The 22,126-nt window shown below is 63.0% G+C and carries 19 protein-coding genes and 2 tRNA genes; 8 read left to right on the top strand and 13 right to left on the bottom strand.

Translation table 11 applies throughout. The features are described from left to right. Positions 1–63: 63 nt before the first annotated feature. Positions 64–2,313, bottom strand: a complete 2,250-nt coding sequence (locus ILT44_RS06990; RefSeq protein WP_204238856.1) for a KAP family P-loop NTPase fold protein — start codon at positions 2,311–2,313, stop codon at positions 64–66. 455 nt (positions 2,314–2,768) lie between these two features. On the opposite strand from ILT44_RS06990, the gene ILT44_RS06985 reads away from it, so the two are divergent. The 4 genes from ILT44_RS06985 (at position 2,769) to ILT44_RS06970 (ending at position 5,206) form a co-directional block, all read left to right on the top strand. After that, a complete protein-coding gene (locus ILT44_RS06985) occupies positions 2,769–3,380 on the top strand; it encodes a MerR family transcriptional regulator (protein WP_204238855.1) in 612 nt (203 codons plus the stop codon). Continuing rightward, positions 3,373–3,636: a hypothetical protein gene (locus ILT44_RS06980; protein ID WP_204238854.1), complete on the top strand. Its 264-nt coding sequence runs from the start codon at positions 3,373–3,375 to the stop codon at positions 3,634–3,636. Before ILT44_RS06985 ends, ILT44_RS06980 begins: the two co-directional genes overlap by 8 nt. Positions 3,637–4,004: 368 nt before the next feature. Further along, entirely contained in the window at positions 4,005–4,397 is a 393-nt protein-coding gene (locus ILT44_RS06975) for a GFA family protein (RefSeq protein ID WP_204238853.1), read from the top strand. Positions 4,398–4,573: 176 nt separating this feature from the next. Further along, positions 4,574–5,206 (top strand): DUF4142 domain-containing protein, encoded by a 633-nt coding sequence (locus ILT44_RS06970; RefSeq protein ID WP_204238852.1) that lies wholly within the window; start codon positions 4,574–4,576, stop codon positions 5,204–5,206. Positions 5,207–5,424: 218 nt separating this feature from the next. Here the strand turns inward: ILT44_RS06970 and ILT44_RS06965 are convergent. From ILT44_RS06965 to ILT44_RS06935, 7 genes are all read right to left on the bottom strand, one after another. Next, positions 5,425–5,500: transfer RNA gene (locus ILT44_RS06965), tRNA-Val, on the bottom strand. An 82-nt stretch (positions 5,501–5,582) separates the two neighbouring features. Beyond that, positions 5,583–5,861 carry an HU family DNA-binding protein gene (locus ILT44_RS06960; protein WP_204238851.1) on the bottom strand — a complete coding sequence of 93 codons (279 nt, stop codon included), beginning with the start codon at positions 5,859–5,861 and terminating at the stop codon, positions 5,583–5,585. 194 nt (positions 5,862–6,055) lie between these two features. Next, positions 6,056–8,482: an endopeptidase La gene (lon, locus tag ILT44_RS06955; protein WP_204238850.1), complete on the bottom strand. Its 2,427-nt coding sequence runs from the start codon at positions 8,480–8,482 to the stop codon at positions 6,056–6,058. A gap of 229 nt (positions 8,483–8,711) precedes the next feature. Next, the gene (clpX, locus tag ILT44_RS06950) at positions 8,712–9,980 is read right to left on the bottom strand and encodes an ATP-dependent Clp protease ATP-binding subunit ClpX (RefSeq protein ID WP_196265508.1); all 1,269 of its coding nucleotides are present in this window, start codon (positions 9,978–9,980) and stop codon (positions 8,712–8,714) included. Positions 9,981–10,203: 223 nt separating this feature from the next. After that, positions 10,204–10,836: an ATP-dependent Clp protease proteolytic subunit gene (locus tag ILT44_RS06945; RefSeq protein ID WP_204238849.1), complete on the bottom strand. Its 633-nt coding sequence runs from the start codon at positions 10,834–10,836 to the stop codon at positions 10,204–10,206. A gap of 77 nt (positions 10,837–10,913) precedes the next feature. After that, entirely contained in the window at positions 10,914–12,281 is a 1,368-nt protein-coding gene (tig, locus tag ILT44_RS06940) for a trigger factor (RefSeq protein WP_239467977.1), read from the bottom strand. A 113-nt stretch (positions 12,282–12,394) separates the two neighbouring features. Continuing rightward, a tRNA-Leu gene (locus ILT44_RS06935) sits at positions 12,395–12,479 on the bottom strand. Between the two features lie 171 nt (positions 12,480–12,650). On the opposite strand from ILT44_RS06935, the gene ILT44_RS06930 reads away from it, so the two are divergent. Beyond that, positions 12,651–13,985: a multicopper oxidase family protein gene (locus ILT44_RS06930; RefSeq protein WP_204238847.1), complete on the top strand. Its 1,335-nt coding sequence runs from the start codon at positions 12,651–12,653 to the stop codon at positions 13,983–13,985. Here the strand turns inward: ILT44_RS06930 and ILT44_RS06925 are convergent. After that, positions 13,978–15,465 (bottom strand): NAD(P)H-hydrate dehydratase, encoded by a 1,488-nt coding sequence (locus tag ILT44_RS06925; protein ID WP_204238846.1) that lies wholly within the window; start codon positions 15,463–15,465, stop codon positions 13,978–13,980. The genes ILT44_RS06930 and ILT44_RS06925 overlap by 8 nt on opposite strands. A 180-nt stretch (positions 15,466–15,645) precedes the next feature. Here ILT44_RS06925 and ILT44_RS06920 point away from each other — a divergent pair, with 180 nt between their 5' ends. Together ILT44_RS06920 and glnA are read left to right on the top strand one after the other, a co-directional pair. Next, on the top strand, positions 15,646–15,984 hold the full coding sequence (locus tag ILT44_RS06920; RefSeq protein WP_204238845.1) for a P-II family nitrogen regulator: 339 nt from the start codon (positions 15,646–15,648) through the stop codon (positions 15,982–15,984). A gap of 69 nt (positions 15,985–16,053) precedes the next feature. After that, complete coding sequence (gene glnA, locus ILT44_RS06915) at positions 16,054–17,463, top strand: type I glutamate--ammonia ligase (RefSeq protein ID WP_204238844.1); 1,410 nt, start codon at positions 16,054–16,056, stop codon at positions 17,461–17,463. A gap of 563 nt (positions 17,464–18,026) precedes the next feature. Here glnA and ILT44_RS06910 read toward each other — a convergent pair. Together ILT44_RS06910 and ILT44_RS06905 are read right to left on the bottom strand one after the other, a co-directional pair. Further along, positions 18,027–18,668, bottom strand: a complete 642-nt coding sequence (locus ILT44_RS06910) for an outer membrane protein (RefSeq protein WP_204238843.1) — start codon at positions 18,666–18,668, stop codon at positions 18,027–18,029. 299 nt (positions 18,669–18,967) lie between these two features. Continuing rightward, positions 18,968–19,666 (bottom strand): alpha/beta fold hydrolase, encoded by a 699-nt coding sequence (locus ILT44_RS06905; protein ID WP_204238842.1) that lies wholly within the window; start codon positions 19,664–19,666, stop codon positions 18,968–18,970. A 183-nt stretch (positions 19,667–19,849) separates the two neighbouring features. Between ILT44_RS06905 and ILT44_RS06900 the strand changes: the two genes are divergently transcribed. Beyond that, positions 19,850–21,337 carry a DEAD/DEAH box helicase gene (locus tag ILT44_RS06900; protein WP_204238841.1) on the top strand — a complete coding sequence of 496 codons (1,488 nt, stop codon included), beginning with the start codon at positions 19,850–19,852 and terminating at the stop codon, positions 21,335–21,337. Here the strand turns inward: ILT44_RS06900 and ILT44_RS06895 are convergent. Together ILT44_RS06895 and sufA are read right to left on the bottom strand one after the other, a co-directional pair. Continuing rightward, positions 21,330–21,722, bottom strand: a complete 393-nt coding sequence (locus ILT44_RS06895) for a TfoX/Sxy family protein (RefSeq protein WP_204238840.1) — start codon at positions 21,720–21,722, stop codon at positions 21,330–21,332. The two genes, ILT44_RS06900 and ILT44_RS06895, sit on opposite strands and share 8 nt — an antisense overlap. Before the next feature lie 3 nt (positions 21,723–21,725). Then, positions 21,726–22,106 carry a Fe-S cluster assembly scaffold SufA gene (gene sufA / locus ILT44_RS06890; RefSeq protein ID WP_204238839.1) on the bottom strand — a complete coding sequence of 127 codons (381 nt, stop codon included), beginning with the start codon at positions 22,104–22,106 and terminating at the stop codon, positions 21,726–21,728. Between the last annotated feature and the right edge of the window lie 20 nt (positions 22,107–22,126).

Raw genomic sequence — 22,126 nt, 5'->3', positions numbered from 1 at the left:
CGACCCAAGGAAATCAATAACGGCACTCCTCCTCTCGCCAGACATTAACCTGCCACGCCCGGCTCACCCTGTTGCGTCATCGTCGGCATCTTCGTCATCAACTATGGTTTCAATCTGCGCTGGAACCTGTCCTCCCAGAAACCGTCTGGCCCGATTGATGAAGCGCTCGACGTCAGGGCGCGCATCATTGTCAATCCGCCCCTCCGCCATGTGCTCCTCAAGCGCCGCGATCATCGCCTCCACATCAAAAACTTCCGCATTAGGCAGCCTCTGAAGCTGCCTGTAGCGGTAGGGTGGTGCGGATGAGGATATGTTCGCCATCTCCCCAAATACGATGTCGAGGAGGGCCCCGGGTTCTCCAAGTTTTGAGGCAACCCACCCACGGGGCGTGGCTGGTCCGGCAAACGCAGCCCAGACGCGTAGAACGAGGTCGATCTGCGGGCGGGTGGCAAGCGTTCCGTCTTCGGCCGCGGCATCGATGCGCGCGACCAGGCTCCGTCCGAGTTGCTCTACCTGGTCAAGTGTCAGGAGTGGTTGCCCATCATCATCGCTTTGGCCAGCCCAAGGCAGATTGAAGGGGCGGGCAAGCTCGAAAACCAGCGTGGCAGCCGTATGCAACCCAGCCGTTGGACCGGCGATAGCCGCAGAGGCTACACCAAACCGGGTGTCCTCCGGCAGGCGGCCCACGACATCTTCAAGAAGCCATACAAGCCGCTCACGATTGACAATCGTGTGGAAGTCTTCGACCTCATCGTGCAGAGCGATCAGGTCATCACCCAGCTCCAGGAGAACATTGAACAAACCCGGGTCAAGGCTGTCCTTCCGGCGCACGATGGCGCGCAACTCCTCCAGCAAAGGCGCAGCATAGGATAGGCCGTCCGCGGCACGTCGACGGCCCATCGCACCTTGGATCGAAGCTTTGAGGAAATCGGCATCTGTCAAACGTTCCTCAAGCGTCCGCAATTCCTCGACGGTGATCTCGTCTGGAGCAGGAGCGAACCGGAAGTAGGCGTCGAACCCCCGGTGCGCCCCGATCCGTCGGCCGGAGCCGGAAGGGGCCTGCCCGCGGCCGCCCCAGGATCTCGGCTTCAGCAGATCATTGACCTGTGGAAACATCTGCACCAAGAGATCGATGACGTCGCCGCGCCGTCCTTCCGGAATGCTGTCCCTGATCCTCCCAGCCAGCTCCTCGCGGGGTTGGTCGCCAATCGGCCCACCGACGCCCGTCAGGAACGCCTTGTTGTCCCTGAGAAGTTCGTAGGTCCGATCCTCGAAATGGCGGATCAATTCAATGCCGACGAAATCGGGAACATAGACCTCCCCGGATACTCCCGGCCATGCCACCGAAAGCGCGTTGCAGAGCCTGATGACGTCCCGGGGAGACGTGAGGTAATGCTTGAATGCGACGTGCGAAACCGTCCACCAATGCTCTTGGGACATGGGCGGATTGGGGCCAAGGATCGTGGTGAGCCGGTCAACGGTCATCCCCCGGAGGCCGGTGCTGCTCGGCGGCGGTAGGTCGAGCTCGACCTGCACGATCTTTTCCAGGAACGTTGGCAGCGTCCGCGCCTCGTCCTCTCTGGCCTGCGACGTGCCCAAGGCGCGGTCCACGATGTCCCGGTCGTAAACAAGGAGGTGGATGACATTCGGTAGGTTGCCGAAGGTCTTCACCAGCGTGAGGACCTGCCGAACCTCGTCGGGCTGGAGGCGATCAAGGTCGTCAACGATCACGAGCAGCTTGGTGTCGATCTTGGCGAGATGCTCCTTGAGGTCGTTGACCATGCCGTCGAGTGAGCGCGTGTCGATGTAGTGCGCGCCGAGGTTGAGCGCGCCAGTGACTGTCGATTTGACGGCCGTGGCAATGGGGCCGACCGCGGCGCCGCCCGTGACAGCCACGGCGCCCAAGGCGGCGAGCCCGCCGGCCACCTCGGCGCCGCCTTTGATCATGCGCTCGACGAATTTGCGGGTCGCCTGTGGCGTACCCTGTTCGAGGGTTTCATCGATGACGCGCCCCAGCTGCGAGAGATAGCCACGGGCGAGAGCTTCAAGACCGGAGAACAGCCAGGGGTTGAACGTTTGGACTTTGACTTTCTGGCGAGGCTCCTTGCCTCTCTCCAACTCGTCGATGGCCTCCAGGGCGAGGTTGATGGCGCTGCTCTTGCCCATGCCCCACTGCGCCTGCACCCCGATAACGAAGCCGTCGCTTGGGGCCCGCTCGACGATGCCTTTGGCTAAAGCACGGGCGAATGGGTGGTAATGGAGCCGGTCTTCTTCCTTGTGCGTGATGGGACTGTCGGCGTGCAGGGAGGTCATGAGGTTCTTTGCGGCCAGCAAGGAGAGCTGCGGGGCGCTGGCTTCCGAATCGCAACTGACCAGATTTTACAAGGTCCTCCTTCAGTGCGAGGAGACCCTTGCGCCCACAGCCCGTGGAATAAGCCCTTGCCGCCTCGGGACCTTTGTTGCCCCGGACGTCCCGTCCGTATTCGGGGTCAACTGAGCCTGATCCCCGGAGCCGCCGTCGCGGCGTCCCGCCAGCGCTGACGCGCACAGCCGGCAAGGGCGTAGAGCGACGAAGGAGCGGCCCTTGCCGGCGAGCACGGCTGCGCCAGGGAAAGAGCCGTGACGGGGGTGGAGCGGATCAGGCGGGCCTGATCCCTGGTGAGCCCTGAGCAAGAAACCCTGCGAACCGATACCGTGGGAGTTGACACGGTTCATGGCCGTGATTACATACCGTGAGAGTTCTCACGGATTGGATTCAGGTGATGGGAATGATCATTACGAGGGAGCAGGAGGAGTATTCCCCGGCCGAGGCTAGCGATGCGACTGGAGTGTCCACGGCGTTGCAGCGCGATTGGCGCCGCCGGGGGATCATCGGGCGCGCCGGCCCGGCTGGACAGCACTCCCGTTTCACCTTCGACGACCTGTGCGAGATGATGGCGCTGAAGTCGTTTTCGGACGCCGGCCTCCGCATCAAGCGCCTTACCGCGGCATCTTCTGAAGAGCCTGGGCAGCCTCGACCGCTGACGAAGGATGACCTTTTCAACGCGGAAACGGCGGCTCACATGTGTCGCCTTCCGATGCTCCACTTCGCTGCGGAGGCAAGTGCCTCACGGTGGGGAGGCGCGACCGGTCCTCTTGTCGGAACAAGCCCAGGGCACCGGATTGGCCGCTTCGTGGTGGTCAGTGGGCAACAGCTGTATCGCGTCGATAGCCTGGCCGTTCTCGATGAGGCTCCTGCCGAGGAAATCGGCCCCGAACCGGTGAAGGTCATCTTCGACTGCAAGCTGGCCGCCAACCGCCTGATCGCGGCCCTGCCACGGGCTCCGTACAGGACAAGAGTTCACCACCGTGACGACGCTTCGGAGGACAACCATGGCTGAAGTAGCGGTGAAACTGGTTGAGGCGAACTGGTCACCTCTCTTGCTGCTCGCCATTGTCGTGCTGCTTGGGATCGCGATGTTCCGGCTCCGCCTCTTCAAGATCCGGATCAAAGATCATGAGGTTCATGCCGAGTTTGGAAGAAGCGAACCGTGGAGCCCCGCGCTCCCGCCGGGTTCCGCGTCGGTCCCTGATTCGCAGCTTGCCTCTTCCCAGGCGGGGGCTGGGCAGGAGTCGTCAAGGACAAGCGGCCAATGAACATACACACTGAACAGACGCACCGCATATAAAGTTCAAATCCTCTCGCTCCGACCATTAAACCCCTTGAAAACAAAGCAGGATCTGGATGCGGCGCCCTCGGGCGCCGTTCTCATTTGCACCCCAGAATGCCAACGAAACTCGCAAGACATCCGCAAGGTTCGGTCATCCGGCTGCCCGCCTGAAGCGCAACAGTTTCTGGAAGGCATGGGCCGCCTCGGCGAACGCCGTGTGCTTGGGTATGGTTGGCATCGTTCGCATCTAAGCTAAGATGAAACGGGAAGCGCCGGCCAAGGCATATTGGCCCGAGATGGACAGTGTTGTTCGTATCAAAGGTTCCGCCTGCTTGATTTCATAGGAGACGCAGCATGGACCGATTCACGGGCGGCTGCCTGTGCGGCGGCGTCCGAATTGTGGCGTCCGGGCTCCCATACCGGGTCGGCCTATGTCACTGCCTCGACTGCCGCAAGCATCATGGGGCACTTTTTCACGCTTCCGCGGTGTTCCCCCAGGATGCGGTGACGATCGATGGTGAGACACGCGACTATGCCGGGCGGTTTTTCTGCCCCCGCTGCGGCTCGCCCGTTTTCGCACGCACAGCCGACGAGATCGAAGTGAACCTGGGATCCCTGGATGGCCCTGACCAACTGAAGCCAACCTACGAACTCTGGACCGTGCGGCGCGAGTCCTGGCTGCCGCCGTTTCCGCTCACGAAGCGATACGAGCGCGACCGTGACGCCGCGAGCCGCTTTGAAGAATAGGCCGCACATGGCCTCCGCAGAGGCATCTCGTGCCTCTTTTCATAAGCTCTTGATCCATCTGCGGTCCAGCTGAAACAATCCGACTTCAGCGACGTTCGCATCCCATCGGTGGCCCAGAGTCGAGCGCTTCCTCAGCGTGTCGCGGCCGAGCCGGAATGTTTCAGCAGGAGATATTGATGGATCGTCGTGCCCTTCTCGGCGGCTTGGCCGCCGCGCTTGTTGTCGGCCCTGCCCTTGCCCAGACGAGCGGCTCCTCCCCTGCCATGCCTTCAGGCTCATCCGGCAGCATGCCCATGAACCGCATGGGCGGGCAGATGAGTCAGGCCGGCATGCAGCACATGCAGCAGACCATGCAGCTCGGCATGGTGGCCCTGGAATCGAGCCGCATCGCCATGAACAAGGTCCGCAACGAGGACCTGAAGCGCTTCGCCAATTTCGAGGTGCAGGAGCAGACCACCCTCTCCGAAGTTCTGCGCTCCATGATGGAGCCGGCTGCCACCGCGGCGACAGGCTCCACTACCAGCGGCCAAGCGGGCCAGCCATCGGCGACGACCATGCCCCCCATGCAGATGGATGCCGGTGCCCGTGACATGATGCAGAAGATGCAGAACCAGCAGGCCGGCGCCGAATTCGACAAGATGTACCTGGAAGCGCAGCTGCAGGGCCACCGCGACCTCCTCCAGGTCCAGGAGCGCTATCTCCAGTCGAACCCGCAGAACCGCGAGCATATGAACGTCGCCAAGATGGCCCGCGGGCATATCCGCGAGCATATCGCCATGCTCGAAGAGATGCAGAAGACCATGCGCTGAGGCGGCGGACGACAGAAAAAGCCCGCTCCAGGTGGTCTGGAGCGGGCGAGTCTCAGGAGCAATCCTTGGAGGGATCTTGTCCAACCCTCCGGAGAACGGATTGTTTCGGGGTGCGGCGTTCCATCCCACGGCTCAAGCTGAGCCTTTCATGGCGGAACTCTGGCGTTGAGACTCGTCCCGATGAGCGATCGCCGAAAGATCAGATTAAAATCGGAGAATGGTGGGCGGTGAGGGGCTCGAACCCCCGACCTGCGGTGTGTAAAACCGATGCTCTACCAACTGAGCTAACCGCCCGAGAGGCCTGACATAAAAACAGAAGGCCAACAACGCAAGCGTTGTTGGCCTTTATTGGCAACCGAACACTGCCAAAAAGCGATTACTTCGCGTTGACGGCTTCCTTCAGGCCAGCGCCTGCACGGAACTTCGGGGTCTTGGAAGCGGGAACCTTGACCTTCTCGCCGGTGCGCGGGTTGCGTGCCTCGCCAGCAGCGCGGTTGGTCACCACGAACGTGCCGAAACCGACGATCTTGACTTCGTCGCCCTTCTTGAGAGCGCCGGTGATCGCCTCGATGGCGGCGTCGACCGCGTCACCAGCCTGGCCACGCGAAAGGCCCACCTTGTCGGCGACGGCCGCAACGAGCTCGCCTTTATTCATGTCTAATCCTCCAGTGATCACGATGGCCGCAAAAAGAAATGGTCCACCGTTTCAGGGACCACTCGTTTGGCGCAAAGCTTGTCTGTAGGCAACCCCCGAAGTGGCTGAAATCAGTCGTTTTTTGACAGTTTTTATCAAAAAGAAGCCCCCGAACTCTCGTTCGGGGGCTCCTGTCCTTACGTCAAGCTCGTGCCTCAGTGGGCGACGACCCCCGTCGAGTCGTCCTCTACGGCAGGCTTCGGACCCTTGAGAACCGTAGCCTCGTCCCACTCGATCGGCTCAGGCGTGCGCACCAGAGCATGCTGGAGAACCTGATCCATCATCGAGACCGGAACGATCTCGAGGCCGTTTTTCACGCTGGCCGGGATATCGACCAAATCCTTGGCGTTCTCCTCGGGGATCAGGACCTTCTTCATGCCGCCGCGAAGCGCCGCGAGAAGCTTCTCCTTGAGGCCGCCGATGGGCAGGACCCTGCCTCGCAGCGTCACCTCGCCCGTCATGGCGATGTCACGGCGAACCGGGATCCCCGTGATGACGGAGACGATGGCGGTCGCCATGGCGATGCCGGCCGAGGGACCATCCTTGGGCGTGGCGCCTTCCGGCACGTGCACGTGGATGTCGCGACGATCGAACATGGGCGGCTCGACGCCGAAATCGACGGCCCGGGAGCGGACATAGGACGCCGCAGCCGAGATCGATTCCTTCATGACGTCACGCAGGTTGCCCGTGACGGTCATCTTGCCCTTGCCCGGCATCATGATGCCTTCGATGGTGAGCAGCTCGCCGCCGACCTCGGTCCAGGCCAGGCCCGTGACCGCCCCGACCATGTCCTCGGTCTCGGCCTCGCCGTAGCGGTAGCGCGGCGGACCCAGGAATTCGGGCAGGTTCTCGGTGGTGACCTCGACCGCCTTGACCTTGGAGATCAGGATCTCCTTCACGGCCTTGCGGATGAGGTTGGCAAGCTCGCGCTCCAGGTTACGCACGCCCGCCTCGCGGGTGTAGCGCCTGATCAGCATGAGCAGAGCCTCGTCGCCGATCTTCCACTCCTTCTCCGCCAGACCATGCTTCTTCGTGGACGACGGGATCAGGTGCGTACGGGCGATCTCGGCCTTCTCCTCCTCCGTGTAACCCGCGATGCGGATCACTTCCATACGGTCGAGGAGCGGGCCGGGAATGTTGAGCGTGTTGGCCGTCGTCACGAACATCACGTTGGACAGGTCGTAGTCGACCTCCAGGTAATGGTCGTTGAAGGTCGAGTTCTGCTCAGGGTCGAGAACCTCGAGCAGCGCCGCCGATGGGTCGCCCCGGAAGTCCATGCCCATCTTGTCGATCTCGTCGAGCAGGATGAGCGGGTTGGACGTCTTGGCCTTGCGCATCGACTGGATGATCTTGCCGGGCATTGAGCCGATATAGGTCCGGCGGTGACCGCGGATCTCGGACTCGTCACGGACGCCGCCGAGCGACATGCGCACGAACTCGCGGCCCGTGGCCTTGGCGATGGACTTGCCGAGCGAGGTCTTGCCCACGCCGGGAGGACCGACGAGGCAGAGGATCGGGCCCGTGAGCTTGTTGGCGCGCTGCTGCACGGCCAGGTACTCGACGATGCGTTCCTTGACCTTGTCGAGGCCGTAATGATCCGAATCCAGCAGATCCTGGGCGGCCTTCAGGTCCTTCTTCATCTTCGAGCGGCGGTTCCACGGAATCCCGAGCAGCCAGTCGAGATAGTTGCGCACGACGGTGGCTTCCGCGGACATGGGCGACATCTGGCGGAGCTTCTTGAGCTCGCCCATCGCCTTCTCGCGGGCTTCCTTCGTGAACTTGGTCTTCTCGATCTTCTCCTCGAGCTCGGCCAGCTCGTCGCGACCTTCGTCGTCGCCGAGTTCCTTCTGGATCGCCTTCATCTGCTCGTTGAGGTAGTACTCGCGCTGCGTCTTCTCCATCTGACGCTTCACGCGGGTGCGGATCCGCTTCTCGACCTGGAGAACCGAGATCTCGCTCTCCATCATGCCGAGCACCTTCTCCAGGCGCTGGGCGACCGTCGGGGTCTCCAGGATGGCCTGCTTGTCGGCGATCTTGATGGCGAGATGCGAGGCAATCGTGTCGGCGAGCTTGGCCGGCTCGTCGATCTGGGTCACCGCGGTCACGACCTCCGGCGACACCTTCTTGTTGAGCTTCACGTAATTCTCGAACTCGGACACCACGGAGCGGGCAAGCGCCTCTGCCTCCACCTGGTCACCGAGCGAGTCCGGGAGAGCCTCGGCCTCGGCCTCGTAATATTCGTCCGTACGGGTATAGGCCTTCACCTGGGCCCGGCTCGCGCCCTCCACGAGCACCTTCACGGTGCCGTCGGGCAGCTTCAGGAGCTGGAGCACGTTGGCCAGGGTGCCGACCTTGTAGATCGCATCCGTCGCCGGATCGTCATCCGTCGCATCGATCTGGGTTGCCAGAAGAATGTGACGGTCCCCCTTGACCACCTCCTCAAGCGCGCGGATCGACTTTTCGCGGCCGACAAAGAGCGGCACGATCATGTGCGGAAAGACAACAATGTCGCGCAGAGGCAGAACCGCATAGGTTCCGGTCGAGCCTGGAACAACAGGCTGACGTGGCTTCGATTGTGTCATGAGACGACTTCCTTTTCACTGCGTCCGGGGATCCCCTCGAATGAGCTGGACCTCAGACGGACAACCGGAGTGCTCAGGCTTTTTTTATGGGCTGCATCCGGTACACCGGGCCTTCCCTCGGGAGATGAGCGGACGGCATCGGCGCAAGAGATAATGTGGCGTTGCGGGCTCATCGTTTCAAGTCGATTGCCCGCAACGGATCGGTTCATGGGTTGCCCCTCGCCCGCCTTCAGGCGCTGGCGCTGGCGGCCTGATCGTTGCGCTCGCCGTGGATGAAGAGCGGCTTGGCCTTGCCCTCTACCACCTCGGGCCCGATCACCACCTGCTCCACCGAGTCGAGGCCCGGCAGATCGTACATGGTCTCCAGCAGGATGCCCTCCATGATGGAGCGCAGACCGCGGGCGCCCGTCTTCCGCTCGATAGCCTTCTTGGCGATCAGGGTCAGGGCCTCGTCCTGGAACGTCAGCTGCACGTTCTCCATCTCGAAGAGGCGCTGGTACTGCTTGACCAAGGCGTTCTTCGGCTCCTGCAGAATGGTCTTCAGGGCATCCACATCGAGATCTTCGAGGGTCGCCAGAACCGGCAGGCGGCCGACGAACTCGGGGATGAGGCCGAACTTCAGCAGATCCTCGGGCTCGACCTCGCGGAAGATCTCGCCCGTCCGGCGGTCGTCAGGCGAGCTCACGGAGGCTGCGAAGCCGATGGAGGTGCCCTTGCCGCGGCTGGCGATGATCCGCTCAAGGCCGGCGAAGGCGCCGCCGCAGATGAACAGGATGTTCGTGGTGTCGACCTGCAGGAACTCCTGCTGCGGATGCTTGCGGCCGCCCTGAGGGGGCACGGAGGCGACGGTGCCCTCCATGATCTTCAGGAGCGCCTGCTGAACGCCCTCGCCCGAGACGTCGCGGGTGATCGAGGGGTTGTCGGATTTGCGGGAGATCTTGTCGATCTCGTCGATATAGACGATGCCGCGCTGGGCCCGCTCGACATTGTAGTCGGAGGCCTGGAGCAGCTTGAGGATGATGTTCTCCACGTCCTCACCGACATAGCCGGCTTCCGTCAGGGTCGTGGCATCCGCCATGGTGAACGGCACATCCAGGATCCGGGCCAGGGTCTGGGCCAGCAGGGTCTTGCCCGAGCCCGTGGGACCGATCAGCAGGATGTTGGACTTGGCCAATTCGACGTCGTTGTGCTTGGTCGCGTGGGCCAGGCGCTTGTAATGGTTGTGGACCGCCACCGAGAGCACCTTCTTGGCGTGCTCCTGGCCGATCACGTAGTCATCCAGAACGCGGCTGATTTCCTTCGGGGTCGGAACCCCGTCGCGGGACTTCACGAGAGACGATTTCGACTCCTCGCGGATGATGTCCATGCACAGCTCGACGCATTCATCGCAGATGAAAACCGTCGGGCCAGCGATCAGCTTGCGAACCTCGTGCTGGCTCTTGCCGCAGAAGGAGCAGTACAGCGTACTCTTGGAGTCGTTGCCGCCAGCCTTGGTCATAATCACATCTCCAATCCGTGCTGGGACGGCCCCTGCCTGCCCAACACCTTTAAGGTATGAGCGACGGAGCTAATAAAATGTTCCGTCGCTAAGAATTGAACGTCCAAATCGCCCTGCCCCAGCGAATCCACATGCAATCACGCGAAAGCCACGCGATCAATAGAAACGAAATTGCCTGCCAAAAAGACGCACCCGGAAGGAATTTGTCCCCAGGTTTTAAGGGTTAGGTCGGAGTGGCTGCCGGCTCGGGGCGCTTGGCGATCACCTGGTCGATCAGTCCGAACTCCTGGGCCGCCTCGGCGGTCATGAAGTTGTCGCGCTCCAGGGCCCGCTCGACGGCCTCGTAGGGCTGGCCGGTGTGCTGGACGTAGATCTCGTTGAGCCGGCGCTTGAGGGCCTCGCTCTCGCGGGCATGGATCATGATGTCCGTGACCTGGCCCTGATAGCCGCCGGAGGGCTGGTGGACCATGATCCGGGCGTTGGGGAGGGCGAAGCGCATGCCCTTTTCGCCGGCGGTCAGCAGGAGGGAGCCCATGGAGGCCGCCTGGCCGACGCAGAGGGTCGAGACCGGGCAGCGGATAAACTGCATGGTGTCGTAGATCGACAGGCCGGAGGTCACGACGCCGCCGGGCGAGTTGATGTAGAAGGAGATTTCCTTCTTCGGATTCTCGGCCTCGAGGAACAGAAGCTGTGCCACGATCAGCGAGGCCGAGTAGTCTTCGACAGGGCCCGTGAGGAAGATGATCCGTTCGCGCAGAAGACGCGAATAGATGTCGAACGCACGCTCACCGCGGTTCGACTGCTCCACCACCATCGGGACGAGCGTATTGTTAAAGAGCGCTACCGGATCTCTCATTGTCTCACTGCTCCAGTTCGGCCGCGCAGATTCGCGGCCGTGCAATTCATGCAAGCAACGAGACGCTTAAAGTGGCGTTACTCGCCCTTGCCGGCTTTCTCTCCGTCCTCATCCTCGTCGCTGAAGAGCGCGTCCTTGGAAACGGTCGCTTCGTTCACCTTCACCTGGGACAGGATCTGGTCGACGACCTTCTCTTCGAACAGAGGAGCCCGGATCTCAGCTAGGGCCTGCGGGTTCTTTTGGTAGAACTCCCAAACCTGGCGCTCCTGGCCGGGGTACTGACGGACCCGCTCGATGAGGGCTTGAGTCACCTCATCGTCGGAGATCTTGATATCGGACTTCTCACCGATCTGTGCAAGGACCAAACCAAGGCGCACGCGACGCTCGGCGATCTTGCGGTACTCGGCCTTGGCCTCGTCCTCGGTGGTGTCCTCATCCTCGAAGGTGCGGTTGTTCGACTTCATGTCGCCCATGACCTGCGACCACACGGCCGTGAACTCCTGCTCGACCAGGGTCGGCGGCAGCTCGAAGCTGTACTTGGCGTCCAGGGCGTCCAGAAGGTCCTTCTTCACCTTGCGGCGGGATTGCGCGTCGAAGTCGCGCTTTATGGCATCGCTGATCGCTTCCTTGAGCTTGTCCAGGGACTCCATGCCGAAGCCCTTGGCCATCTCGTCGTCGATCGTCAGGGCGCCCGGAGCCTCGACTTCCTTCACGGTCACGTCGAACTCGGCATCCTTGCCGGCCAGATGAGCGGCCATGTAGTTCACCGGGAAGGTGACCTTCACGAGCTTGGTATCGCCCGCCTTGAGGCCGAGGAGCTGGTCCTCGAAGCCCGGGATGAAGGTGTTGGAGCCGAGCTCGACCCGAATGTCCTGGCCGTTGCCGCCCTCGAACTCGGTGCCGTCGATGCGGCCCACGAAGTCCACGACGACGCGATCGCCGGAAACAGCCTCACCGTCCTTCGTCTCGAAGGAGCGGTTCTGCTTGGCCATGCGCTCGAGCGATTCGGTGATCTCGGCGTCGCTCACCTCGGCCACCGGCTTCGTGACGGCCACGTCGGACAGGTCAGCCAGCTCGAAATCCGGCAGAACCTCGAGAGCAACCGTGAAGGCCAGGTCGCCCTTGGCGTCCATGGCCTTCTCGACCTCTTCCTGGCTCTCGGGGAACTGAACCTGAGGCTCGTTGGCGAGCTTCAGGCTGTTGTCCTCGACGATCTTGCGGTTGGCCTCGTTGACGGCGTTCTGCAGGACGTCGGCCATGACGGAGCGGCCATAGACCTTGCGCAGGTGTCCCACCGGCACCTTGCCCGGGCGGAAACCGTTGAGCCGGACCCGGTCCTTGAGGGTCGACAATTCGCTGTTCAGGCGCTCTTCCAACTCGGTGGCCGGGAGCACGACCTTGAACTCTCGCTTCAAGCCTTGGGACAGTGTTTCCGTCACCTGCATGGTACTGTTCGCCTTCATCCACTCGAAAAAATCTTCAATCCAGGCTCCGGCCGATGCGGCATCATGCCATCAACCAGGCCGCACGGAGCCACCGGATCCAACCCTGACGGGATTGGTGCGGGCGGAGGGACTCGAACCCCCACAACTTGCGTCGCTGGAACCTAAATCCAGTGCGTCTACCAATTCCGCCACGCCCGCGCGGGAGCGGCGCGCGAACGCGCCCCTCTTCCGGGACGCGGCTCTATAGCATGGTTGACGAGGTGTGCATCAAAAAAGTTGGTGTGCGGCCAAATGGCAACCAAACTTGGCCATTCACGTTCAAAGCTGTACCCGTACGAGCGTCATCAAGCCATTCGCGAGCCCTCCTGAATGATCACCCGCCGCGCCGTGACCGCCGGTTTCGCCACCTCCCTGATCGGCCTGCCCCGGCTCGGCATGGCGCAGGGTTCGGGCGGTTTTGCCGAGGAGCTGACGGCGCAGCCCGTTGCGACGAGACTTCGCCCGGATGCGGGCGAGGTCGAAGCCTGGACCTTCAACGGAGCCTTCGCTCCTGTGGTGCGGGTCAAACAAGGGGCGGAGCTGCGATTGAAGCTGCGGAATGAGACTGCCCTGCCCCTGTCCCTGCACTTCCATGGGGTCCGCGGTCCTAACGCCATGGACGGCGTCGGCGGTCTCACTCAGGAATCGGCAGCACCGGGCCAAAGCCACGAATATCGGTTCACACCGCCCGATGCCGGCACCTTCCTGATCCGGCCTTGCGTGCTCGGCGGCAGTGCCGAGCCCCAGGAGCGCGGCCTCTCAGGGCTTCTGATCGTAGAGGAGGCCAATTCTCCCCACGTTGATCAGGACATCACCCTGCTCATCGACGACTGGCGCCTGAACGACGACGGATCGCTGGCGCCTTTCGAGAAGGCGGAAGCCGCCCCCGCCGGACGGCTCGGGAGCTGGCTCAGCGTGAACGGCAAGCCGACGCCCCAGCGGATCGAGGCGCCGCCCTGCGGTCGGCTGCGGCTGCGGCTCGCCAATGCCTGCAGCGCGCGCGCCATGCGCCTGCGCCTGGATGGGTTGAAGGCTTATGTGATCGCCGTCGACGGGCAGCCCACCAGCACCTTCGAGCCCCTCAAGGCCTCCCTGCCTTTCGCGCCCGGCACCCGTTACGACCTTCTGGTCGATCTCGCCGCCGAGGCTGGGGCGACGGGCGCCGTGACGGCCCTCATCGGCGACGGCCTGCCTCTCGTCGAGATCGCGACCGCAGGCGAGAAACGCCCGGCCCTGGCTGCTGTCGCCCCGCTGCCGCCGAACACGAAGCTGCCGGACGCCATCAAGCTGCAGAACGCCACCCGCAAGGATGTGGTGATCAAGGGCGATCCCAAGGCGCCGAACGTTCCCTGGACCATCAATGGAGGGCTGGGCCAGCCGACAGGCGCGCCCCTCCTGAAGGTGAAACGCGGCAGCCCTGTCGTCCTGACGCTGACGAACCAGACGGCCTTCATGCAGCCCCTGCACCTGCACGGCCACTGCTTCCGGCTGCTTCATGCTCTGGATGACGGATGGGAACCCTACTTCCTCGACACCGTGCAGGTGCCGGAGAGCAAGACAATCCGCATCGCCTTCGTCGCCGACAACCCCGGCAAATGGCTTCTCGCCTCGACCGTCATGGAGCGGTTCGATGCAGGCCTGTGGACCTGGATCGAGGTTACCTGAGGAGTTCGCGCAAAACGCCGGGCACCAGTTCCGCCAAATCTTCAGCGATGAGCCCGGGCCCGAAGCTCGCCCCCGCCTCCGCATGAATCCAGACCCCGGCGCAGGCGGCTTCGAAGGCCGGCACGCCCTGCGCCATCAGGCCGGCGATGAGACCGCAGAGCGTGTCGCCCGATCCCGCCGTCGCGAGGTAGGGCGTGCCGTTCTCATTGATTGCGGCGCGTCCGTCGGGGGCGGCGATCACCGTATCCGCACCTTTGAGCAGAACCACCGCGCCCGTATAGGCGGCCGCCCGGCGGACGCGCTCGATTTTCGATTCAGGATCAAGGAGATCAGGGTGCCCCTTGAACAGGCGGTTGAACTCGCCGTCGTGCGGTGTGAGCACCGTCGGCGCATGCCGGAAGGCTCCGTGCAGCTCGGAGCCCAACCCTTCGAAGGAGGTCAGCGCGTCCGCATCGAGCACGAGGCTGCGTCTGGCATGGACCGCCACAGCGACCATGGCGCGGGTGCCCGCATGAATGCCGAGCGCCGGCCCCAGCACAAGGGCGTTGAAGCGCTGGTCCTGAAGGATCGTGTTGAGCCCCTCCGGTCCGTCGCAGCCCCGCAGCATCACGGCGGTGAGATGCGCCGCATTGACCCCCAGCGCCTCCGGCGGCGAGGCGACCGTCACGAGGCCCGAGCCGACCCGGAGCGCCGCCCGCGCCGCCAGCCGCGCGGCGCCGGTCCGGGTCGCGCCGCCGGAGGCGACCAGCGTGTGGCCGCGCTCGTATTTGTGTGAGGAGAGGCCAGGCCGTGGCAGCAGATGATTCCAGAGGGCCGGATTGTTGGCGAACAACGTGCCGCCCTTGGCCTCCAGCGTCTTCCGGTCGATTCCGATATCCGCTACCTCGACCAGGCCGCTATAAGCACGCCCCGGCATCAGAAGATGGCAGGGCTTGAGTGCGGCAAAGGTCACGGTCCGGGCGGCTTTGACCGCAATGCCTCGCACTGCCCCGGTGTATCCATCGATGCCGGAGGGTAGGTCCACCGCAAGAATCGGCCGCCCCGATGCATTCATGCGTTCCACGGCCAATCGCGCAGTGCCATCGAGATCGCGCGCGAGACCGGTACCGAAGAGCGCATCGATGATGACGTCCGCCTCATGAAAGGAGAGGTCTTCGACGCGCCCGACCTCACCCGTCCAGCTCCTGGCAGCCACAGCTGCATCGCCTGTCAGCCGGTCGGGAGCGCCCAAAAGGCCAAGGCTCACCTGATATCCCTTCTTGGCTAGAAGGTCCGCCGCAAGGAAGCCGTCGCCGCCATTCTGACCTGGCCCTGCTGCTACAACAATTCTGCCGCTCGGAGAGGCTAATTTTTCGGCACAACTGGCTACTGCATGCCCGGCGCGCCTCATGAGTTCGATCCCCAGAATCCCGCTCGCGATCGTGTCCCGGTCGGCCTGCTTCATTTCAAGGGGGGTCAGAACGAGTTCGAGGGCTGTCATGAGAGCAAAATGGGCGCGTTTTTCAGGATTTGGCGAGCTTTTTCGCAACTGCACACATTTTGAGCAGAATATGCTCATGAAGTCGGCAAAATGGCCACCTTTGAGTCGATGAAGTCATGGAAAGGCGCCTCCTGCGGGTGCTAAAAGCGGCAAAACCTCGAACCAGAACGGTTGAACGGGATGAAGAAGATCGAAGCCATCATCAAGCCCTTCAAGCTCGATGAAGTCAAAGAAGCTCTCCAGGAGGTCGGCCTGCAAGGCATCACCGTCATCGAGGCCAAGGGTTTCGGCCGTCAGAAAGGCCATACCGAACTCTACCGCGGCGCCGAATACGTCGTGGATTTCCTGCCGAAGGTGAAGCTCGAGATCGTCCTGAACGACGACATGGCCGAAGCCGCCATCGAGGCGATCCGCAAGGCAGCGCAGACCGGGCGCATCGGCGACGGCAAAATTTTCGTTTCGACGGTCGAAGAGGCCGTTCGCATCCGCACGGGCGAGACCGGATCCGACGCGATCTAAACTCGCTTATCCAAGCCAAGGCTTAAACGCCGAGGACTACTCTCAAGGGCAGAAGAGGATCAGAAGACCATGCAGACCGCCAAGGATGTGCTCAAGGCGATCAAGGACAACGACGTTCAATACGTCGACTTCCGTTTCACGGACCCGCGCGGCAAGTGGCAGCATGTGACCTTCGACGTGTCGATGGTCGACGAGGATCTGTTCGCTGACGGCATCATGTTCGACGGCTCGTCCATCGCGGGCTGGAAGGCGATCAACGAGTCCGACATGACCCTCATGCCCGACCCGACGACAGCCCAGATGGACCCGTTCTTTGCGGCCTCCACGATGTCGATCAACTGCGACATTCTTGAGCCGGCCACGGGCGAGCCCTACAACCGCGATCCGCGCGGCATCGCCAAGAAGGCCGAGGCCTACCTGAAATCCACTGGCATCGCCGACACGGTCTTTGTCGGCCCCGAGGCTGAGTTCTTCATCTTCGACGACGTGAAGTTCATGGCCGACCCCTACAACACCGGCTTCAAGCTCGATGCGGCTGAGCTGCCGACGAACGGCGACACTCCTTACGAGGGCGGCAACCTCGGTCACCGCATCCCGACCAAGGGCGGCTACTTCCCGGTCCCCCCGCTGGACTCCGCTCAGGACATGCGCAGCGAGATGCTCGCGGCCATGAAGGCCATGGGCGTGACCGTCGAGAAGCATCACCACGAGGTGGCCTCCGCCCAGCACGAGCTCGGCACGAAGTTCAACACCCTCGTGCGCACCGCCGACGAGATGCAGATCTACAAGTACTGCATCCATAACGTCGCCCAGTCCTACGGCAAGACGGCCACCTTCATGCCGAAGCCGGTCTACGGCGACAATGGCTCGGGCATGCACGTCCACCAGTCCCTCTGGAAGGGCGGCAAGCCGCTGTTTGCCGGCAACAAATATGCCGACCTGTCCCAGGAGTGCCTGTGGTACATCGGCGGCATCATCAAGCACGCCAAGGCGCTCAACGCCTTCACCAACCCGTCGACGAACTCCTACAAGCGTCTCGTTCCGGGCTACGAAGCTCCGGTGCTGCTGGCCTACTCGGCCCGCAACCGTTCGGCCTCCTGCCGTATTCCGTGGACGACTTCGCCTAAGGCCAAGCGCGTCGAGGTCCGCTTCCCCGATCCGACCGCCAATCCGTACCTCGCCTTCGCGGCGATGCTGATGGCCGGTCTCGACGGCATCCTGAACAAGATCGATCCCGGCCAGGCGATGGACAAGGATCTCTACGACCTGCCTCCGCGCGAGCTGAAGAAGATCCCGACCGTCTGCGGTAGCTTGCGTGAAGCGCTCGCCAGCCTCGACAAGGACCGCGCCTTCCTGAAGGCCGGCGGCGTCTTCAACGACGACTTCATCGACAGCTACATCGAGCTGAAGATGACCGAGGTCGCCCGCTTCGAGATGACCCCGCATCCGGTCGAGTTCCAGATGTACTACTCCGTCTAACGGACAGAGATCCTCCCGGCTGCGGATCAGCAGCCTTCCTTCGCCGGAGCCTTGGGCTCCGGCTTTTTTGTTGAGCGACCACGAGACCAAAAAGCCCGGACAAGCCGGATCTCTTGGTGTCGCTACGACAACTTGGTGTCAGGATCTGCTGAATTGGCAGCTCACCCCGACGTGAACGATCGGGAAATCCGGGTCGGAACCATAGGACGCATCGCAGAGGAATGACGCGTTCGCGTACCGGAACTCATTGAACCAGATATGGCGTTTGCAATGCGCCGTCAGGTGTTGGTGAAGGCGGATTCGGCGTGAGCGCTCAAAGTCCACCCGCTCCTCCGTCCCGTCGAAACGGGCCGTCATGCGTTCGGTGAAAACATACTCGGTAGCGCAATCCGCGAAGGCGGCACTCCCGTCGCATGATGGGGGCACGATCAAAGGCGCCGCTCGGACCTGTTCGCTCGCGCCTTGAACGCCGATGTCAGGGGACTCTGTTAAGTTGAATCGTCCAAAAGAAAAAGGCCCGGGGTTTGCCCGGGCCTTTTTCTGTCTGTTGTGGGCGACGGCTCTTAGTAGGTGCCGAAGCGGAAGTTCAGGCCCGCGCGGACCACACCGAAGTCGGTCTCGTTGTCGAAGCCCGGGAACAGGTCGTCGTCGTCGCCGTCGAGGCTGACATACAGGCCTTCGATCTTGGCCGACAGGTTGTTGGTGAAGGCGTACTCGACACCACCGCCCACGGTCCAGCCAGTCGCGTCGTCCGCAAAGGCGAAGCCGCCGGTGGCGTAGATCAGGGCGCGGTCGAAGGCCACACCGGCGCGAGCACGCACGGTGCCGAACCAGTCGCTGGAGTCGAAGTCGTCGGTGAAGACGCCGTCGCCGTCGAAGTCGAAGGTGCCGTCAGCGCCGAAGTCAGCGTACTGCACGTCGCCTTCGAGACCGACCACGAAGGAGCCGATCTGGTAGTTGTAGCCGACCTGGGCGCCGCCGACGAAGCCGCCGTCATCGTCCACATCGGCGATGTCGACTGCGTCGAAGTCGTTGTTGCTCCAGCCGTAGCCGGCGTTCACACCGACGTAGAAGCCGGTCCAGGTGAAGACCGGAACGGCAGCGATGATCGGAGCCGGAGCAGCGCGGCGGGACGGAAGGTCAGCAGCCAGAGCGCCAGTGGCGAGGCCGAGCAAGGCAACCGAGGAGAGGAGAATCTTTTTCATTGGTTTGGTCCGTCTGTTAGAAGGATGTGGCTTAGCTTTTACCCCAGACGTGCCCTTGCGTCTGTCACTTTCCTGCCACAGTCTGAACCTGAACCGCGGATCCGACGAAAATCCTGCCGCCCAACGCGCGGAATTCGTCACGGCAGAAGCTTCTTCCTTCCATTCAGAGATCTAATAAAATCCTTAAATAACAATCATTTAAGGAGAATATCGCCCTACCTCGCCGCCTCTGTCCGGATCGGTAACCATTCATTGACCATGATCGCGAAGAGCTTCGCAAGAGGCGAACGGAATCATGGTTAAACCTGGGCCAGCCACAATTTGAGGGCCTGAGTCACCCGCTCTGGCTGCTCGAGGGTCGATAGATGTCCCGACTCAGGCACGACCACCAGTGAAGCCCACTCGATCATCTCGGCCATTTCCCGGGCGATCTCGGGCGGCGTGATGGCATCGCCCTCCCCGACGAGCACCAGAGTCGGAATCTCGATGCCTGGGAGCGTCGGGCGCGAGTCGGCCCGGGCCATGATGGCCCGCTGCTGCCGGCCATAAGCCTTAGGTCCCGTATCCTGCATCATGCCGAACACGATGTCCTGCAGAGCCTGATCGGCCCGGCGGTCGGGATGAACCAGGCGCGGCCAGAGCTTGGAATGGATGTCCTGGAAACGCCCCGCCTCCGCCAGATCGATGAGCCGCTCGCGATCCTGGCTTGCCTCGACCGAGTCGGGGCGCGCGCTCGTGTCGAGCAGAGCGAGCCTCGCCACCCGCTCAGGCGCCTGCCGCAGGACCTCCAGGGCGACGTATCCGCCCATGGAGAGCCCGGCGAGAGCAAAGCGGTCGGGCGTCTCACGCAGCAGGCGGGCGGCGATGGCCGGGATCGAATCATCCCGGGTATGATCCGCGACCAGGATGGTGCGTTCTTCCGACAAGGCTGCGATCTGCGGCTCGAAGAGACGGGAGGTGCAGGCCAGACCGGGAATCAATACGAGTGTTTCGGCCATCAAAGCTTCCTTCTCTGCCCTTCGGCAAATTCCTTGGATTGACAAGCCCATAGCTTATCCTATGGTCCCGCCACCCTAAACTTGAGCAAGAACCTCAGGTGAAACCAGACTCGCGCCTGTTTGTTGCCGTAGAGCGCGGCCGGCACCTAAGAGCGCGCCTAGCCCCAACGGTAATTAGCATTCATGTCGTTCGCCGAACTCGGACTTAGCGAGAAAGTTCAACAGTCTGTCGCCAGCGCAGGCTACACTGAGCCGACGCCGATCCAGGCCCAGGCCATTCCCCATGTGCTTGCCCGCCGCGACGTGCTGGGCATCGCCCAGACCGGCACCGGCAAGACGGCGGCCTTCACCCTGCCGATGCTCACCCTGCTGGAAACCGGCCGGGCCCGGGCGCGCATGCCGCGCACCTTGATCCTCGAGCCGACCCGCGAGCTCGCCGCACAGGTCGAGGACAACTTCGACAAGTACGGGATCAATCACAAGCTTTCCGTCGCCTTGCTGATCGGCGGCGTGTCCTTCGGCGACCAGGATGCCAAGATCACCCGCGGCGTCGACGTGCTGATCGCGACCCCGGGCCGCCTGCTCGACCATTTCGAACGCGGCAAGCTGCTGCTCACGGGCGTCGAGCTCCTCGTGATCGACGAGGCCGACCGGATGCTCGACATGGGCTTCATCCCGGACATCGAGCGCATCGTGAAGCTCGTGCCTTTCACCCGGCAGACCCTGTTCTTCTCCGCGACCATGCCACCCGAGATCCAGCGTCTGGCGGACGCCTTCCTTCATAATCCCGTGAAGGTCGAGGTCGCCCGAGCCGCCTCGACGGCTTCGACCATCACCCAGCGCCTCGTGGCGACGGGCCGGGAGGATTTCGAAAAGCGCGAGACGCTGCGGGAGCTGATCAGAGGCGCCACGGACCTGCAGAACGCCATCGTGTTCTGCAACCGCAAGCGCGATGTGGCCGTTCTCCACCGCTCCCTGCAGAAGCACGGTTTCGCAGCGGTGGCGCTTCATGGTGACATGGATCAGCACGCCCGTATGGCGGCCCTCGACAGCTTCCGTAGCGGCGAGATGCCCCTGCTGGTGGCGAGCGACGTGGCGGCGCGGGGCCTGGATATCCCTGCCGTCAGCCACGTGTTCAACTACGACACCCCGCACCATGCCGAGGATTACGTGCACCGCATCGGCCGCACGGGACGGGCCGGGCGCGCCGGCCAGTCCTTCACGCTGGTGGGGCCGGGCGATGAAAAGTCGCTTGCTGCAATCGAGAAGCTGATCGGTCAGCCGGTCGAATGGCAGGGGCCGACGCTGGCGGAACGTCCGCAATCCGAGGGCTCCTCGCGCCGTCGCGGCGGACGTGGAGATCGAGGCGAGGAACGGTCACGCGGGCGCAAGGTCAAGGTCCGGTCTTCGGGACGATCGCGCGAGATGCCGGAGACCGCAAGGGAAGCGGCGCCCATCGTCACGCCGATCCCTCGGGAGGAGCAGCCAAGGGAGGAGCGGCCAAGCCGCAGGCCTCGGCCTGAACGCGACAGGTCAGACCGCGAGAGGTCCCCGGATCGTGGCTATCAGGGCCGTTCGCGGCGCGAGGACGATGACGAGCGGGTCATTGGCCTGGGCGATCACGTTCCGGCCTTCCTCATGCGGCCGGTGACGGTCAAGAAAGCTAAGTAACCGGCTCGACGGCAGGCTTACGGGACTTGTTGGGCGATCCCGCCCTGCTGCCCTTCCGGCTCTTGCCGGCCTTGGCGCGCCCGGCTGCGCCTAAGGCCATGGTCGCGAAGTCCCGCGCCTCGTCGGGATCGTCCAGGGCCGATTCCGGGATGAGCCAGTAGCTCGTCAGGGTCGTGCGGCCGTTCCGCATCTCGAAGGTGAAGGGACGGGAGCCTCGTTCCTTGAAGAGCCCGACGCTCTCCTCGTCCGCCTTGAGGTACAGCTCGCCATAGGCCTCCAGGGCGAACATCTGCTCGCCCTGATAGATCCCCTGACCACCGAACATCCTGCGGATTTGAACAGGACCGAAGCCGCGGAAGACGTCGCGAATGGCTTCGGCATCCATGGTCTAGCCTGCCGGCTGAAGAGCTGTCGGCGTCGCGGGAGTAATGGCGACGGATTCGCCGCAGCCGCAGGCCGACGTCTGGTTGGGATTGTTGAAGACGAACTGGGACGACATCTTGGTCGTCTGGAAATCCATCTCCGTGCCGAGCAGGAACAGCACCGCCTTCGGATCGATGAGCACGGTCACGCCCTTGTCCTCGACGACTTCGTCGAGCGGGTTGACGCTTTCCGCATATTCCATGGTGTAGGACATGCCGGCGCAGCCGCCGTTCTTGACGCCCACGCGCACGCCCACGATGGAGCGGTCCGCCTTACTGATGATGTCCTTGACGCGGTTCGCCGCCGCGTCGGTCAAGGTCACGACCTTGAAGCCTGGTAGAGCCATAAGCCTTCTCTCCTGACAGC

The sequence above is a fragment of the Microvirga arvi genome (genome assembly GCF_016892765.1).
GTDB lineage: Bacteria > Pseudomonadota > Alphaproteobacteria > Rhizobiales > Beijerinckiaceae > Microvirga > Microvirga arvi.
The sequence above is the reverse complement of the archived record's forward strand: the minus strand, read 5'-3'. Positions and strand labels throughout refer to the sequence as shown.